Annotated in this window: 13 protein-coding genes; 1 reads left to right on the forward strand and 12 read right to left on the reverse strand. The window is 60.5% G+C overall.

Annotation, left to right across the window (positions count from 1 at the left end):
* Nucleotide 1: 1 nt before the first annotated feature.
* From flgK to CO667_RS19370, 12 genes are all read right to left on the reverse strand, one after another.
* Nucleotides 2-1489 (reverse strand): flagellar hook-associated protein FlgK, encoded by a 1488-nt coding sequence (gene flgK / locus CO667_RS19315; protein ID WP_097619892.1) that lies wholly within the window; start codon nucleotides 1487-1489, stop codon nucleotides 2-4.
* A gap of 19 nt (nucleotides 1490-1508) precedes the next feature.
* Nucleotides 1509-2804 carry a flagellar hook protein FlgE gene (locus tag CO667_RS19320; protein ID WP_097619893.1) on the reverse strand — a complete coding sequence of 432 codons (1296 nt, stop codon included), beginning with the start codon at nucleotides 2802-2804 and terminating at the stop codon, nucleotides 1509-1511.
* A gap of 125 nt (nucleotides 2805-2929) precedes the next feature.
* A complete protein-coding gene (locus CO667_RS19325) occupies nucleotides 2930-3601 on the reverse strand; it encodes a winged helix-turn-helix domain-containing protein (protein ID WP_003584277.1) in 672 nt (223 codons plus the stop codon).
* A gap of 280 nt (nucleotides 3602-3881) precedes the next feature.
* Nucleotides 3882-4445 (reverse strand): lytic transglycosylase domain-containing protein, encoded by a 564-nt coding sequence (locus tag CO667_RS19330; protein ID WP_097619894.1) that lies wholly within the window; start codon nucleotides 4443-4445, stop codon nucleotides 3882-3884.
* Nucleotides 4387-5820: a flagellar hook-length control protein FliK gene (locus tag CO667_RS19335; RefSeq protein ID WP_097619895.1), complete on the reverse strand. Its 1434-nt coding sequence runs from the start codon at nucleotides 5818-5820 to the stop codon at nucleotides 4387-4389. The genes CO667_RS19330 and CO667_RS19335 overlap by 59 nt, the downstream gene beginning before the upstream one ends.
* A complete protein-coding gene (gene motC / locus CO667_RS19340) occupies nucleotides 5817-7112 on the reverse strand; it encodes a chemotaxis protein MotC (RefSeq protein ID WP_097619896.1) in 1296 nt (431 codons plus the stop codon). The genes CO667_RS19335 and motC overlap by 4 nt, the downstream gene beginning before the upstream one ends.
* 4 nt (nucleotides 7113-7116) lie before the next feature.
* On the reverse strand, nucleotides 7117-8463 hold the full coding sequence (locus tag CO667_RS19345) for a MotB family protein (protein ID WP_097619897.1): 1347 nt from the start codon (nucleotides 8461-8463) through the stop codon (nucleotides 7117-7119).
* Nucleotides 8460-9089: a hypothetical protein gene (locus tag CO667_RS19350; protein WP_097619898.1), complete on the reverse strand. Its 630-nt coding sequence runs from the start codon at nucleotides 9087-9089 to the stop codon at nucleotides 8460-8462. Before CO667_RS19350 ends, CO667_RS19345 begins: the two co-directional genes overlap by 4 nt.
* A 197-nt stretch (nucleotides 9090-9286) precedes the next feature.
* Nucleotides 9287-10249 carry a flagellin gene (locus CO667_RS19355; RefSeq protein WP_097619899.1) on the reverse strand — a complete coding sequence of 321 codons (963 nt, stop codon included), beginning with the start codon at nucleotides 10247-10249 and terminating at the stop codon, nucleotides 9287-9289.
* A gap of 298 nt (nucleotides 10250-10547) precedes the next feature.
* On the reverse strand, nucleotides 10548-11459 hold the full coding sequence (locus CO667_RS19360; protein WP_097619900.1) for a flagellin: 912 nt from the start codon (nucleotides 11457-11459) through the stop codon (nucleotides 10548-10550).
* Nucleotides 11460-11706: 247 nt separating this feature from the next.
* Nucleotides 11707-12615, reverse strand: coding sequence for a flagellin (locus tag CO667_RS19365; protein ID WP_097619901.1), 909 nt, complete (start codon nucleotides 12613-12615; stop codon nucleotides 11707-11709).
* A 281-nt stretch (nucleotides 12616-12896) separates the two neighbouring features.
* Nucleotides 12897-13802, reverse strand: coding sequence for a flagellin (locus CO667_RS19370; RefSeq protein ID WP_097619902.1), 906 nt, complete (start codon nucleotides 13800-13802; stop codon nucleotides 12897-12899).
* Between the two features lie 432 nt (nucleotides 13803-14234).
* On the opposite strand from CO667_RS19370, the gene CO667_RS19380 reads away from it, so the two are divergent.
* Entirely contained in the window at nucleotides 14235-16151 is a 1917-nt protein-coding gene (locus tag CO667_RS19380; RefSeq protein ID WP_097619903.1) for a glycosyl transferase, read from the forward strand.
* Nucleotides 16152-16167: the final 16 nt, after the last annotated feature.

Below are 16167 nucleotides of genomic sequence, written 5' to 3' on the forward strand. Positions count from 1 at the left end.
CTTAACTCGCAATATCCAGCAGTGACTTCAACATTTCGTCAACGGCGTTCAGGATTTTGGTCGCAGCCTTGTAGGACTGCTCGATGTCGAGGAGCAGCGTCAGTTCCTCGTCGAGGTTGACGCCGGTCTCGTTGGAATAGGCTTCGTCGGAGCGCGACAGAGCCGCCGAGGTGTTCTCCGCCGCCGTCGTGGCGTTGCTGCGGTACTGCTCGAGCCAGCCGAGGGAATTCGTGGCATATTCCATGATGCTGACGTTCGAATCGATGCCCGTCGTGGTGTCGAAACCGACCGTCGTTCCCGTTGCCGGGTCGAAATCCATGTCGGAGCCCAAGGCATTGTAAAGACTATCGAGGTCCGTCGTATAGCCGCTGAGGTGGGTGGGATTGTTGACGACGCCGTCGGCGTTGACGCCGCCATCGCGCAGGCGCATCGGGTCGCCGCCCTGCGAGGTGATGACGGTGCTGCTGACGGTGATGGTCGACGCCATGCCGGCAACCGCGCTGCTGCCGGCCTCGACCGTGCTGCCGCTCCAGGTGAAGAGACCGGGCACATAGGCCGGGGTGCCCGAGATGCTCTGCTCCTTGAAGAGCGAGACCAGACCGCGGGCGATTTCATCGAGCTGCTTCTGGAAGTTGGGAGCGATCTCGTCACGAACCTGCAGGAGCGACTGAAGGCTCCCCTGCCCCGTCGCCGTCGATCCGCTGCCACGCGGAAGCGCGACACCGTCGATATAGACCGAATTGCCTGATATGGTGGCGTTGTAGACATCCTTCGCCTGGAACGTCACCGTACGCGGGATGGTTTCGAAGAGAATCGTCCCGTCGGACGTGCTCAGCACCATGTCGTTGTTGTCGCGCGTCGTCGCGCTGACGCCGACGATCTGCGAAATCTGCTTGAGGGCCTTCTCGCGCTCATCGAGAGCGCCGGATGCATCCGTACCCGAGGCCGTGGCGGTCTTCACCGCATTGTTGGCCTTCTCGAACTGGCTCAGCAGCGTATTCAGCGTATCGACATCGGTTGCGATCTGCTTGTCGGCGTTGGCGCGAACGTCCTGAACGGATTGCGAGGAATTGTTCAGCGAGTTGGCGACGTCCTGGGCGGCGGTGATGGCGCCCTGGGCCGCGACGGTGCTGCCCGGCGTCGTGCGGAAGGCCTGAAGCTTCTGCTGGAAAACACCGAGATAGGTGGATGGCGACGTTTCGTAATCGTTGCCACCCACGATCGACTTGAGATCCTCGATACCGCTGAGCAGGGTCTGCTGGGCGCTGTCCTGAGAGGACGACTTCAGATATTGACGCAGCAGGGCATCTTCCTGCGCCCGGTCGATCTTGACGACCTGTGCGCCATTCAGGGACGTGGTGAGCATCGCCTGCCGGCGCACGTAATCTTTATTGCCGGCATTCGAAATATTGTTCGATACGACACTGCTCTGTGTGCCGGTATTGTTGAATATTCCCTGCGCGGTATTCAGTGCTGACGTGAGCGACATGGCTTACCCGTTACCCTGCTTATCTCTTGAGGTTGACGAGGACGTCCATGATGTCGGACCCCGTCTGGAACACCTTGGAATTGGCGGTATAGCTGCGCTGCGCCTCGATCATCTCTGTGAGTTCGCCGGCGAGGTCGACGTTCGAACCTTCGAGAGCGCCTGACTTGATCGTGCCGAGGCCGTTGGTCTGCGGGAAACCGGTGACGGTGACGCCCGACTGGCCGTTGGCGCTGTAGACATTGCCGCTCATCAGGGTCAGCTTATCCGGGCTCGCGACGTTGGCGAGCGGAATGCGGTAGAGCGGCTTGGTGCTGCCGTCTTCGTACTTGGCGTAGACGATGCCGTCGCCGTCGATCGTGACGTCCTTGACCGGGCTTGCGGCCTGGCCATTGGGCGTGCCGGTGCCGGCAAAGGCGGCGCCGAGCTGCGTGAAGCCGGAGAGGTCCATGGCGATCGTCTGGCCGGTCACCGGATCGACGATGTTAACGGAGCCTGTCGAGTTGGTTATTTTGCCGTTGGCATCGAAATCGAGCTGGGTCGTGCCTACGTCCGCGCTGGTGTAGGGGAAGGAAGTCGTGCCGCCTACCGCCGCATCGGCGTTGCGGAAGATCGAAACTTCCCAGGTGCTGGCGGTACCGGTTGCCGGCGGCGGCGTTGTGACCGACGTCTTCGTGAAGTAGAAGTCGTACATCACCTTGTTGCCGAGAGTGTCGTAGGCGACCATCGAGAACTTCTTGGTGTTGGCTGTCGTGGTGGTGCCGTTGGCGCTCGGAAGATTCGCCGCGGTCGACTCGACAGTCGCCCCGGAATCGAGGTTGCCCTTGAAGATCCCTGATGTCGAGGCAATGGCGGTCAGCCCTTCCTGGTTGACATTGACGGGAACGAGACCGTCGAAGCCGTTGACGACGACGGCGGGAGAGCCGGAGTCGTAGGAGTAACCCATCAGCTGGAAGCCGGCGGCATTGACGAGATTGCCTTCATCGTCTTTCTGGAAGTCTCCGGCGCGGGTCAGGACCGGCGTGCCGTCCGCACCCTGGACGATGAAGAAGCCGTCGCCTGAGATCGCAAGGTCGGTGCTGGAGGTGGTGTAGGAAATATCACCCTGGTCGGAGACGGCCTGGCGGACGGAGGTCTGAACGCCGCCGGAATTGTAGTTGCCGCCTGAGGAGGGCAGAACCAGCGACGAGAAGCTCGTCGACACAGCCTTGTAACCGGTCGTGTTAACGTTGGCGATATTATCGGAGACGGTGCTGAGGCGGTTCGCCTGCGCATTCATTCCCGATACCGCCGTCTTCATGCTGCCGAAAATGCTCATCTGAAAACCTCTTTTTACCTGTTAAGCTCGAGAGTATTTGTCGGGCCTTGCGTGAAGCTGTCTGTCATGCACGCTGCGAGGCCAATATCGAGGTTCAGCCGGGCGCCGCCGCCCGGCCAAGAAAATCAGGCCCAATCAATGCAGTAACCAAGGAAGCGCTTGGAATCGACCGGATCGACACCGAGCTTCTTGCGCAGCTTCTTGCGCAGCTTCGAGATGTGGCTTTCGACGACGTTTTCCTCGACCTCTTCATCGAAGATACCGTAGATGGCGTTGAAGATCTGGGTCTTGGTGACCCGGCGACCGCGATTGGCGATCAAATATTCGAGGATGCGGCGCTCGCGCCGGGGAAGCGCGAAGACTTCACCGTTGATCTCGGGGTCACGGCCATCCGAGAAGACGCGGATGCCGCCGATCTCGGTGTAATTGGCGATCGCCTTCAGCCGGCGCCGGATCGCAGCCGCCCTTGCGAGGATTTCGCGGGGATGCACCGGTTTGCGCACCACGTCGTCGACGCCGCAATCGAACAGCGCAAGGGTGTTTTCGAGCGAGTGCTGGTCGCTGACCGCAATCACCGGCGCCATCGAGCGATCCCGGATCGCCCGGGGCAGTTCGTAGTTGCGCTGGCCCTGACCGATCAGGAAAGCCTCGACGGCCGCAATATCGGAATCGGCGGCGGTCTGTACCCACTCGCCGAATTCGGTTGGATCAAAGCCGGTGGAGGGAATGCCCTCACGGCCGAACAGAGATGTATATCCATCTTTCACGAGCTCACGCTCATCAACCACGACGATCATTCGTCCGCCTCCGAATCAGTGTGGCACTTCAATGATCTATGGGTACGAATCGTGCGAATCGGCGACAACTCGTTAAAGTTAATGGCAGAAACTAATAATTGATTAAGATCCGGGTAGCGATTTGATCTATATCTAGTGGGTGCGGCTGTTTATGCACACAAAAAATTCGTGGAAAAGTTAACAGTCTCTTAATTATGACTTGCGCAGGGGATTCATGCCGGATTCCTGCCATATTGTGACACAGTTTCGTCACAATACGCCACTTCTATCTTTGGTTGAATCAATTTCGACAAAAGTTACTCGCATTGGGAGTCCACTTGCCGTAGCCCGTGGCGACCAGATTGGCGATAACGCGGCAGACATATTGCTTTTGCGCGGGGTCGTTGTTAGGCCCTGCATGGTATCTGGCTACCGCCATCGTCCATGTCTCGTGACGGTCATGCAGGTTGCGGAGGAATTTTGCCGCATACTCCACATTGCGATGCGGGTCGAACATATCCTCGGCCGAGGCAAAATTTTCGCCGTGATAATAGTGGTTGATCTGCATGCAGCCGATATCGATAAGCTTGGCGCCGCTGCTGCGGGCGACATCAAACTGCCGCATCGCGTCCTGCTCGGAGGGCGGAAAGATCGCCTTGCCTTCGACGTTCATGGCATAGGGATAGAGCGAGCCCTTGCGGCCGGTCTCCGTCAGACCGACCGAATAGAGGATGCCGACCGGGATGCCGTATTTGGCAGCTGCCGACTGGATTTCGCGTTCGCAGGCGCCGGTGGAGGCTGATGCCTCAGAGGTAAACGCCGCCAGCGCCGCGGCTGCCAGCCCCGCCAGTGCGAGCGTTTTCAATACCGGTCTCACCTGCGCCATTGAAGCCTCCGCCCGTCCGCTGTGCCGTCTGATTGTGGCGTTCGCGCGCCTCGCCGCCCTGCCCCTGCTGGGGGAGCGACTGCTGCTGGGAGGCCTGGCTGCCTGCCTGGTTGCCGGCGTCGCTACGCTCGACCGGCGCCATGCTGATGGTGACGTTGTCGACGGCGTAGCCCTGGCTGCGCAGAGCTTCAAGGATCTTGCCGTGATCTTCCTTCATCTGACGATAGGCCGTTCCGGTCTCGACCTTGAGGTCGACGTTCAGGGCGTCGCCGGACAGGCGCATGGTTGCCGTCACCAGGCCGAGATCGAGCGGGTTCATCTGGATCTTCAGCGTATTGACCACCTTGCCGGTGCTCGTCCATTCCGCCGCGTTTGAGAGCGCCGAGCTCGGCTGCATGGCGCTTGCCCATTCGGAATCGCCGGAGAGAGCGGCGGTGACGGCAGCGGAGTTCGAATTCTGCATCAGGCCGATATAGCGCCGCGATTCGAGGACCGAGACGTTTTCGACATCGGTCTTCTTCGCGCCATCCTTCGGCCCTGCCTGATCGGTGCCGAGATGCACATCCATCGACACGCCGCGGCCATCGGCACGGCTGATCCTGAACGTCCTGCCATCGGCGGCTTCGGCATTCTCCGATCCGGGAACATCCGCCTTACCGCTTTCGACGTTGCCGCTGACGGCTGCCAGGGCGTCGGACGCATGACCGCCTGTCTTGGCTTCGATACCGTCGATCTTCTTGTCGGCGGGCTTGACTTCATCGGCTTTGGCGGATGCCTGATGCGCGCCGACCGTCGGCAAAGCCACCGCACCGTCGGCAGATTCCTGCTTCAGCAGGCCGAGGACATCGGAAATGCCGCCGTCATCATCCTCGCCATCCTTGTCCGTATCGGTTTCCAGTGTGTCGGCCTTGGCGTGCTTGCCGCCTTTGGCTGCCTGAACGACCTCATCGGCCGAGCGGTCCTTGGGGGCGAGCTTGCCGAAGGCGAGATCCGCCGGCATTTTGACCTCGGCCTTTGCAGGCTTTGTCGCGGGTTTTTCAACATTGGCGATCTCCGGCTGCACGTCCACCTGCGCCTTCAGCGCGGCGTCGCTGAGATCGATCAACGGCTTTGCGCCGCTGCGGCCGCGGATCGTCCGCGCCACTTTCTCGGCACTGCCGTCGGCAACGACGCCCTGATCCGGCTGCGCATCGCCGGACTCGTCACCGACCGCATTGCCGCTTGCCTTGGCAAGCACGTCGGAGAAGCCGTTTTTTTGGCCGGCGGCATCGTCTTTTCCGGCCGGCCGCGCGGATTTCGCAACGGCGGCGGACTCCGCACCGGCGGCTCCGCCCGAGACGCTCATATCCATCATTGTTCGTTGCCTTCCTGCGCCAGAAGACCGTCGATCTCGTCGAGCTTGGACCGATTGGTCGTGACAAATGCGTTGAATGAGGGGTCGGTACCCTGGCTCTGGCCAGTCGATGCCACACCTCCCGGAACAGGCTCGGGAAGCGCGCCTGGCGCTCCCGGTTGCGGCACTATAGCCACAGCCTTTTCAGAACTGATTTCTTGATGGTCAGTGTTAGGATTCGAGGCTTGCGTCAGGCTTGCCGGATCGGGAGCGCGCAGGATCTGGTCGGCAACCGATCGCGCCGCCTCCTGCAGCGCCTGATCGCGCGGCGAAAGCGCGTCGCCTGCGATGCCGCTGACATTCTTCGCCGCCCGGTCGATATCCTCGGTGGGAAGGCCGGCCATGCCGCCATAGAAATCCGCCAGCGGACCGAAGGCATTGTCGGTGCCGGCGCCAAGCGACTGCACACGCTCCACCGCCATATGCGCCAGCTCCGGCTTGCCTGATATCGCGGCGGCCCGGGCGATGCGCAGATAGACCTCGCGCTGGCGCGGCGCGTCCATGAAGGAGAGGATGTCGATGACATCCTGCGGTTTCACGTCGTGATCGTGGCCGACGACGAGCGTGACGAAAAGATCGGCGAACTGACTGGCATAGGGCGAATGCAGAAAGCGTCTGATATAGCGCTGCGAATAGGCCATCCCCCTGTCGAGCATCCCCTTGTCGACGCAGATGGCGACGGAGCGGCGCAACGCTGCTTCCTCGACGATCGTACCGGGTGCGGCAAGGCGGGCCTGGTCGTAGAGATCCATCGCCTCTGCCGGTTTCGTCGCGATCAGCACGTTGCCGCCGATCAGCGCAAGATAAGGCCCGATCTTCTTGTCGCGGTATTCCCTGGCCGTCTCCTCCAGCGTCTTGGCGACGAGCAGCCCCTTGCCGCTCAGATATTTTCTGAGCACATCGGTGACGCGGTTGTCGAAATAGCCGTTGACGTCGTGGGCGATCAGATACTCGAGCGTCTGCGGATTGCCGCCGCTCATCGCGTAGATCAGCGCGGCGTCGACATTGCGGTCGTCATCGAAGACCGTAGTGTCGACGGTGCGCAGCCGCTCGTCGATCGTGCCCAGCATGAAGCGCTGCATCTCACCGGCCGAATGATCGCCGGCGACGACGGAATCCTGCACGAATTGCAGCGACCGCAGCATCTTGTACGGCGCAAGATCGTCCGGATCCTGTGCCCTGCCCGCGGCCGGCGAAAGCATCGCCAGGCCGAGCGCCACACATCCGATATAGCGATGCTGCCGACGCGCCATCCGACTATCCCTCATCCGCCTGCACCAGAATCTCGATCCGGCGGTTGGTCGCGTTGAACGGGTCGGCCGGCAACTTCAGCCGACGGTCGGCAAAGCCGGAGACCTGGGAGATGCGCTTCTCGTCGAGCCCGCCGCGCACCAGCATGTAGTAGGCGCTCTGGGCGCGGTCCATCGAAAGCCGCCAGTTCTCGTTCTGCGCGCCCTTATACTGGCGCCCGTCCGTGTGGCCGCGGATGGCGACGGCGCCACCCCTCTCCTTCAGGATCGCACCGATCTTTTGCATGGCGAGCACCATCTCCTGGCGCGGAACCGCGGAACCGACATTGAACATCGAATCGTCGCTCTGATCGGAGATGCTGACCAGCAATCCGCCTTCGGACGCGGTCACGGTCAGACCTTCGGCAAGCTTTCCGGCAACGCCGCCGATCTGCTGGGCGATCTCAGCCTGCAGCTGCTCGGCGTCCTTCTTCTGCTGCTGCTCGGTCTCATCAGCGCTCTTATCGGTATCCTTCAGATGCTCGGCGTCCTTTTGCGCTTCGACCTTCTTGTCCTCGGCCTTCTTGCCGGCGGCCTTCTTGTCATCCGGCGCCTTGCCGTCCTTGGCCTCGGCCGCGCCCTTTATTTCCTTGGTATCCTTGGCTTCTTGGGCGGCCTTCTGATCGGTGGTCAGCGGTACCGGCTTCATATCCTCGACCTTGGCGATCTCGGTCGTGCCGCTCTCGGCCGCCTGCTGGTCGCTCTTGCCCGGAGGCGCGGACTTGCCGGCTGTCGTGACCTCGACCTGCTTCGTCCAGAAATCCGGATCGAAGGGATCACGATAGGCCTCGCCGCCGTCGGCGCCGGTGGCCGGGCCGGAATCGGCGGCGCCGCCATCGCCCTTGGCGCTGACATTGGCCTGCTGGCCGACTTCCTGGGCGATCTCGGCGAGAACCGAATAAGGATTCTCAAAGAAATCGGCCTCGGAATAATTGGTTTGGTCGCCTGATGTCGAGGTCTGATCGTCACCATCCGCCGAGGCCTTGCCGTCGTTCGGATTTTCTTCCTTCTGCTTCGACTTCTCCTGCTTCTCCTCGCCCTCGGCATTGTCGACGGGCTTCTTCAGTCCCTTCTCGGTCGGCTTTTCGTCGGAGAGCTTGATCGGATTGAAATAGGTCGCGACCGAGGCCTTGGTCTCCTCGTTGGCGGCATTGACCAGCCACATGACCAGGAAGAACGCCATCATCGCCGTCATGAAGTCGGCATAGGCAATTTTCCACGCACCGCCATGGGCGCCGTCGTGATCCCCGCCGCCATGCCGCTTGACGATGATGATCTCGTTCTTGCCGTGGTGATGGTTTTCGCCTTCGCTCATTCGAGAACTTTCTTCAAGCTGGCCGCCCAGGCGGACATACGGGTGACGATGACGGATTCACCGATTTCGACGGCGAGATCGATATCGTCGGTCTCAAAGTAGCGAACCGCCTCGGCATGCTCGCCGAGTTCGGCCTTCAACACCTCGAAGAGCCGGGCCGGTCCCCTGACGACGATCGGTCCGGCCGCGCCTTCAAGGATCGCGTCGCGCAGCAGGACCGCGAGGTTTTCGGCAGCCCGGGCGGCGAGCGCTTCCGTCATGACCGGGGCGATGGCCATGGCGGCGGCTGTGCTGACCATCTGCGCGACCTCTTCGGCGATATCGCGGATGCGGGAGGCAATGATGGCCGCCGCCTCGACTTCGTAGCGAAGCTTCAATTCCTCGAGCTGGCGCGCATGGGTCTCAGCCAGCGTCCGCGCCTCCCGTTGGTATTTCTCGGTCACATCAGCCGTCGCTGCGGCATGACCCTCCGCATAGGCATCGCGGCGCTCCGCCTCGACGTCGATCGCCGGTTCGCTCGGCATTTCGGCGAAACCATCGCTGGCGAAATCATCCATGTCGATGATCGGCGCCGACGGTTCCGGTTCACCGAAATCCTTCAAATACCGGGAAAGCGTAATGCTCATAAAAACCCATCCCATTCGGGAGGCGGCAGCATACTCGCTCCGCTCAAAATGACCTTGCGCGCCGGCATGCCCGCTTCGAAGCGGGCAAGGGCTTGACCTTGCTCCGGCACGGATTCGGACGATGCCCTATGCCGGAAACTAGGAAGTCAAACTTGCGCGAGGATGAATGGCGCCGCCATCCGCGATCGCGCCCGGCTTTATTCAAGCAAGATCAGAATCTTGCTCGAAGCCGTGTTGAGGATCGAGATCGCTTCGACGGCCATCTGCTTCTGGGTTTCGATCGCCTTCTGCCGGATCGAAGCCTCGTCCATGTCAGTATCAACCAGCGCGCCGACGCTCTTGTCGATCGAATCGGAGAGATCGGCGGTGTAATCTATCTGATCGTCGATACGCGTCTTCATCACGCCGATGGATGCGGCCGTCGTCGTCAGCGAGGAGAGCAGCGAGTCGGTCACATCGAGCATGTCGGTGAGTTGCGCATCGGTCGTGTTCTTGTCGATCGCAACCTCCGTACCCGTCGCCGGCGTGGTCGAGTTTGCGTTCAGCAGGTAATAATTGCGCGGCGTCGCACCGGTGTTATTGATCGCGTTGGCATCGACCGCCTTGGTGAACAGACCGCCGCTCGCATCGTTCTTGTCGATGAGGATGGTCTGCGACGATGGGAAATCGATGCTCTGGGCCTGATATTCGCCGGTCGGCGCGCGCACGAAGCCCGAGATGACCGACCACGTCGGCGGCGCGGCGGAATCGCCGTTCAGCAGCCAGTTCTCACCGGCAAACGACGTCGATTCGACGACGGTCTGCAGCTGTTGCTTGTATTCGCTGATCTCAGCGTTGATCTTGTCCTTGTCGGCACCAGGCTCTCTTGCCGAAACCAGCTTGGCGCGAATCTGGCTGACGAGATCGATCGCCGAGGTCATCGACGTGTAGGTTGCATCGACCTTTGCAGCGCCGAGACCGAGCGCATCTCCGATCGTTCCGAGATTGGTGCTGTCCGAGCGCATGACGGTCGCGACCGACCAGTAGGACGCATCGTCGGCGGCCGTCTCGATACGATATCCCGAGGACACTTGCTGCTGGGTCTGGCTGGCTTCTTTGTTGATGCTGCGCAGCACCGCAAGCGCATTCACCGCGGCCGCGCTGGTAATCTTAACGGTCATCGACAGGTCTCGGATTAAGGTGAAAGGGCAGGCCGGATTGCCGGCGGCGACTGAAGTGGCGTCATGCCTACGGCAGGGTTTCCGCCGTGTGTCGCAAAAGCAAATCAACTCGAGGCAAAGGTAACTCGATATCAACCTGTTCGGCAAGAGCGCAGCGGCGAGCGCGGATCGCCGATCGCGACTCTCATTAACTCATTGATATAAATGAAAGAACCGCGCTCTTTCGAGCGCGGTCCGGGAGGTTTTCCGCTTGCGGCCAGACGGTGCCGCAAGATTCGGTCCAGCTTCAGCGCCTGGCTTAGCTGCGGAACAGCGTGAGGATGTTCTGAGCGCTGGAGTTGGCGATCGACAGCGACTGGATGGCCAGCTGCTGCTGGGTTTGCAACGCCGTCAGCTTACTCGATTCCTCTTCCATGTCGGCATCGACGAGGCGGCCGACGCCTGAGTCGATCGAATCACTGAGCGCTCCGACGAAGTTTTCCTGCAGATCGATGCGGGTGGAAATCGAGCCGAGCTGCGATGCAGCCTTGGTCATCGCATTCAGGCCGGCCTCGATCGACGTCAGGGCCATGGAGATATCAGCCTGACCGAAGCTGCTGATGTCCATCGAGTAGATCGAACCGATCGTCCCATATGATGTGCCGATAATGCCGGAACTCGTCTCGATGGCCCCAACCGAGTCCATGCCGAAGAGAACGTTGCCGACCGAGCTCGTGTCCAGAAGGTAGTCCGTCGTCTTGACCGAGACGTTGCCGTTGCCGTCGCGGACGAAGGTGGAAACGACGCTCTTGGTGCCGTCAGCGCCGGCAACCCAGTTTTCACCGGAGAAGGAAGCCGACTGGGCGATGCTGAGCAGCTGCTGCTGCAGCTGGCCGATTTCTTCCTGGACCTTGGTCTTGTCGACACCGTTTTCGGTCGCGGCGACGATCTTCGCCTTGATTTCGCTGATGACGTCGATGGCACTGGACATGGCGGAGTAAGCGGTGTCGACCTTGGCAGCGCCGAGGCCGAGAGCGTCGGAAACGGCGGAAAGCGCCTTGTTGTCCGAACGCATGGTCGTTGCGATCGACCAGTAGGCGGCGTTGTCGGACGCCTTTTCGACGCGGTAACCCGACGACACGCGGTTCTGCGTATCCTCGAGGCTGTCGTTGATGCCGCGGAGTGTTTGAAGGGCGGCCATCGCCGCGACGTTCGTCAAAATGCTGGTCATGAAATGATTGCCCCTTATTGGCAGGTGGAAAAAAGGGACATTCCGGAAAGCTACCGGGAACGGGGACCAGCCTCATGCCTGTTAACCGGTTCTTAAATTTGGTTAACCCGCCGTCTCGTTGAGCGCAGAAGACAGCATTATGGTTAATCGATCGTTAACAGACATTAAAAAAGCCGCGCTCCATCGAAGCGCGGCTCGATTTTTGGATGCCCGCCGGAGACCGGCGGGCCGATGTTTCCGTGGATTATTAGCCGCGGAACAGCGTGAGGATGGTCTGCGAAGAGGAGTTCGCGATCGACAGCGACTGAACCGCCAGCTGCTGCTGGGTCTGCAGGGCGCTGAGCTTGGAGGATTCCTCTTCCATGTCGGCGTCGACGAGACGGCCGACACCGGAGTCGATTGAGTCGCTGAGTGCGGACACGAAGTTCTCCTGCAGCTCGATGCGCTTGGAGATCGAGCCAAGCGCGGCGCCGGCGCTGGTCATAGCCTTCAGGGCCGATTCGACGTTGGTCAGTGCCGTCTGGATCTCGCCGAGGGTGAAGTTGGTGATATCCATCGAGTAGACGGAACCGGTCGAACCGCTCGAGGTGCCGAGGATCCCTGTCGAAACATCAACCGCGCCGCCGCTCATGCCGAACAGAACGTTGCCCGTGGTGCTGTCGTCGAGAACGTAGTCGGTCATCACGACCGAAACGGCATTGGAGCCGTCACGGACGAAGGAGGCAACGACGTTCTTGGTGCCCGAAGCGCCGGCAACCCAGTTTTCACCGGAGAAGGAAGCCGACTGAGCGACGCTCAGAAGCTGCTGCTGCAGCTGGCTGATTTCTTCCTGGACCTTGGCCTTGTCGACGCCGTTCTCAGTCGCGGCAACGAGCTTGGCCTTGATGTCGCCGACGACGTCGATGGCGCTGTCCATGGCGGAGTAAGCGGTGTCGACTTTGGCCGCGCCAAGGCCGAGAGCGTCGGAAACGGCGGAAAGTGCCTTGTTGTCCGAACGCATGGTCGTCGCGATCGACCAGTAAGCGGCGTTGTCGGATGCCTTGCCGACGCGATAGCCGGATGAAACGTGGGACTGGGTTGTCTGGAGACCCTGGTTGATACCACGGAGAGTCTGAAGGGCTGCCATTGCAGCGTTATTGGTGTTGATGCTCGTCATAGTTTGTTTGCCCCTTGTTGGCAGATTTTAAGAAGGGACATTCCGGATTTCGTCCGGCCCACAGCGATCAGCATCATGCCTGTTAACCATTCTCGTTAGGGTTAACTCGCCGTTTCGATGGGCCTAGAAAACAGCAAGATGGTTAAGGAAGGCTAAATTCAGATTGGGAATATCTCAAAAATATCTGATACTTAGATGGATTTTCATTAACCTTATCTTAAAACATTTCGCGGCCGGGGATAACCCGGCCGCGAAACTTGAAAGCCTGATGTCGGCCGGTCTTAGCGGAAGAGCGACAGGATGTTCTGCGAAGAGGAGTTCGCGATCGATAGCGACTGGATCGCCAGCTGCTGCTGGGTCTGCAGGGCACTGAGCTTGGAGGATTCCTCTTCCATATCGGCATCGACGAGACGGCCGACACCGGAGTCGATCGAGTCGCTGAGAGCCGACACGAAGTCGTCCTGGCTGTCGATACGCTTGGAAAGCGAGCCGAGAGCGGCGCCGGCGCTGGTCATGGACTTCAGAGCCGATTCGACGTTGCTCAGAGCCGTCTGGATCTCACCGGAGGTGAAGTTGGTGATGTCCATCGAGTAGATCGAGCCGGTCGAACCATTCGAAGTACCGAGGATACCCGTGGAGACATCAACCGCGCCGCCGCTCATGCCGAACAGAACGTTGCCCGTGGTGCTGTCGTCGAGAACGTAGTCGGTCGTGGTGACCGAAACGGCGTTGGAGCCGTCACGGACGAAGGAGGAAACGACGCTCTTGGTGCCGGAAGCGCCGGCAACCCAGTTTTCGCCGTTGAAGGAAGCCGACTGAGCGATGCTCAGGAGCTGCTGCTGCAGCTGACCGATTTCTTCCTGAACCTTCGCCTTGTCGACGCCGTTTTCAGTCGCGGCAACCAGCTTGGCCTTGATGTCGCCGACGACGTCGATGGCGCTGTCCATGGCGGTGTAAGCGGTATCGACCTTGGCAGCACCTACGCCGAGCGCGTCGGAAACGGCCGAGAGGGCCTTGTTGTCCGAACGCATGGTAGTTGCGATCGACCAGTAAGCAGCGTTATCAGAAGCCTTTTCGACGCGGTAACCCGAAGAAACGTGGTTCTGTGTGCTGTTGAGGTTCTGGTTGACGCTGCGCAGCGTCTGGAGGGCGGCCTGCGCGGAGGTGTTCGTGTTAATGCTTGTCATAAATCTGTCCCCTGGAAACTAGATACAAAAAGGAGGACATACCGGACTATAGTACCGGCGATGACGGACCAGCTTCATGCTACTCGGCGCCTTTTTTTGTTTGGCCCAAACCCGTCATGTCCAGGGCAATTTCGCAGCCAATGCTTGCCAACTTCTTAAAAATAAAGGGTCCGGGCCGGCTCCTTGCATCGCATAGTTAATGCCGGCTGAATCTATTCCTTCGCATGCTAATGCACCGGGAAAGAAACCATTTTCTCTCATGAAAGGAAGCGTCTTCAGGAGACGCACCGGTTTCAAGCAAGCTTCACATGGCAATGTGGCAGGCGCCGGGATAGCATGATCGGATCGACCCACCCGTTTTCGGGCAGGACGGCTCGTGCGCGCTCGGCGATCGACAGCCATGCCAGAACATTTCCTTCACGGAGTTGGGTTTTGAACAGCAAAGTTTCGTTCTCTGCAGCATCCAGAGATTACCAGGCAGGCCGCTATACACAGTCCTTGGCGACGCTCAACCAGCTCATGGATATCCAGCAGGACGCCAAGACCTACGCGCTGCTGGCCAAGAACCTCGTGCAGCTCGGCTTCAAGGCCGATGCCGCGAAAGCCTATGGCCTGGCCGGTAACTGCGAAGGACCGAATGCCTATGAATACCAGAAACAGGCTGCCAAGCTGCATTACGAGACCGGCAACGAGGATGATGCTCTGCTGGTTGCCATGCGAAACCTCGCCAAGGCACAGGAAGACCCGGAACTCGCCTTCATCATCACGGCGATCTATCTGAAGCGCCAGCAGCGGGATATCATCCGCCCGTTCAAGACTGTGCTGTCACAGAGTGCCAATCCCGATCATATGCGCCTCGCCGCCCTGCTCCTGAGCGACGATCTGAACGACGCAACCAACCAGAGCCTCTCGCGCAACCTCTTCAAGCGGTTTCCCGGCAATCTCGCATTCCGCTTCCTGCATCTGGTTTTCACCCGCGAATTCAATGAGTTCGAAGAGGCCAGCAAACATCAGGCGGTGATCGACGCTGCACTCGCAAAGGGCGATCTTGAGATCCTGCGCAAGGATAACCCGTTCTATCATCTGCACTGGTGCGGCAACGAAGACCACAACCGGCATGCGACGATCGGCACCACCCCCCTCAATCCGGAACGGGTGGCCTTCCGCCGCAACCAGCCGCACAGCTGGTCGGACAAGATCCGGATCGGCTACATGTCATCGGACTTCTGGGATCGCCATGCGACAATGAAGCTCCTGCAGCGCATCCTGGAACTGCACGACACGGACCGGTTCGAGGTGACGCTCTTCTGCCATACCGGCCCGGAATACCTGAAACACAACGTGACCGACCGCAGCCGCTGGGGCCGGATCGTCGACGTTCACGGCTTTTCCGACCAGGCGGTGCTGCAGGTGGTGCGCGAGCATAATATCGACATCATGGTCGACTTGAAGGGCCATACTTCGGGCAGCCGCGCGTCGGCCTTCAACCTGCCGCTGGCGCCGGTACACGTCGGCTGGCTCGGTTTCCCCGGCAGCACGGTCAATATCGACCTCGACTACGTCATCGGGGACCATTCGGTATTACCCGAGGTGGCCAAGCCCTTCTACCATGAGAAATTCTGCCGGCTGCCGGAAAGCTACCAGCCGAACGACCCGATGCATCGGCCGAAGCCGCGCGCTGTTACCCGCGAGCAGCTCGGCCTGCCGGAAGAGGCCTTCATCTTCGCGTCCTTCAACGGCAACCGCAAGATTACGCCTGAGGTCATCCATAGCTGGTGCCGGATCCTCAAGCGCGCGCCGAACAGCGTGCTCTGGCTGATGGCGAACACGCCGCGCAACCAGGCGAATCTCTTGAAGCAATTCCAGGCGGCGGGCATTTCGCCGAAGCGGATCATCTTCTGCCCGCGCGCACCCTATGAAGAGCACATCGACCGCCAGCAGGCGGCCGATGTCGGCATCGATACCTTCCCGGTCAACGGCCATACGACCACCTCGGAGCAGCTCTGGGGCGGCCTGCCGGTGCTGACCGTCAAAGGCACCAACTTCGCCTCACGCGTCAGCGAGAGCCTGCTCAGGGCCATTGACCTGCCCGAGCTCGTCGCAAACGACCTGCAGGCCTATGAGGATCTTGCCGTCGAACTGGCCGAGAATCCCGGGCGGATCGCCGAATACAAGGCACACCTCAAGGAGAAGCGCTATATCGCGCCGCTCTTCGATGCCGAACGCTTCTGCCACCATCTGGAGCAGGCCTATGAAAGCATGGCCGAGCGCGCCAAGCAGGGTCTCGCACCCGACCATATGGACATTGCGGCGCTGCCGCCGCGCACGGCGCCGTTCGCGGCCGAGTGAGGCTTTCCGACGCCGA

It is taken from the genome of Rhizobium sp. L43 (genome assembly GCF_002531725.1).
Classification (GTDB): Bacteria; Pseudomonadota; Alphaproteobacteria; order Rhizobiales; family Rhizobiaceae; genus Rhizobium.

Coding starts and splice junctions, on each gene's coding strand:
- CO667_RS19370 (WP_097619902.1), bottom strand. CDS start 13,802: ATGACAAGCATTAACACGAACACCTCCGCGCAGGCCGCCCTCCAGACG.
- CO667_RS19350 (WP_097619898.1), bottom strand. CDS start 9,089: ATGAGCATTACGCTTTCCCGGTATTTGAAGGATTTCGGTGAACCGGAA.
- CO667_RS19325 (WP_003584277.1), bottom strand. CDS start 3,601: ATGATCGTCGTGGTTGATGAGCGTGAGCTCGTGAAAGATGGATATACA.
- CO667_RS19335 (WP_097619895.1), bottom strand. CDS start 5,820: ATGATGGATATGAGCGTCTCGGGCGGAGCCGCCGGTGCGGAGTCCGCC.
- CO667_RS19320 (WP_097619893.1), bottom strand. CDS start 2,804: ATGAGCATTTTCGGCAGCATGAAGACGGCGGTATCGGGAATGAATGCG.
- CO667_RS19355 (WP_097619899.1), bottom strand. CDS start 10,249: ATGACCGTTAAGATTACCAGCGCGGCCGCGGTGAATGCGCTTGCGGTG.
- CO667_RS19365 (WP_097619901.1), bottom strand. CDS start 12,615: ATGACGAGCATCAACACCAATAACGCTGCAATGGCAGCCCTTCAGACT.
- motC (WP_097619896.1), bottom strand. CDS start 7,112: ATGGCGCGTCGGCAGCATCGCTATATCGGATGTGTGGCGCTCGGCCTG.
- flgK (WP_097619892.1), bottom strand. CDS start 1,489: ATGTCGCTCACGTCAGCACTGAATACCGCGCAGGGAATATTCAACAAT.
- CO667_RS19345 (WP_097619897.1), bottom strand. CDS start 8,463: ATGAGCGAAGGCGAAAACCATCACCACGGCAAGAACGAGATCATCATC.
- CO667_RS19360 (WP_097619900.1), bottom strand. CDS start 11,459: ATGACCAGCATTTTGACGAACGTCGCGGCGATGGCCGCCCTTCAAACA.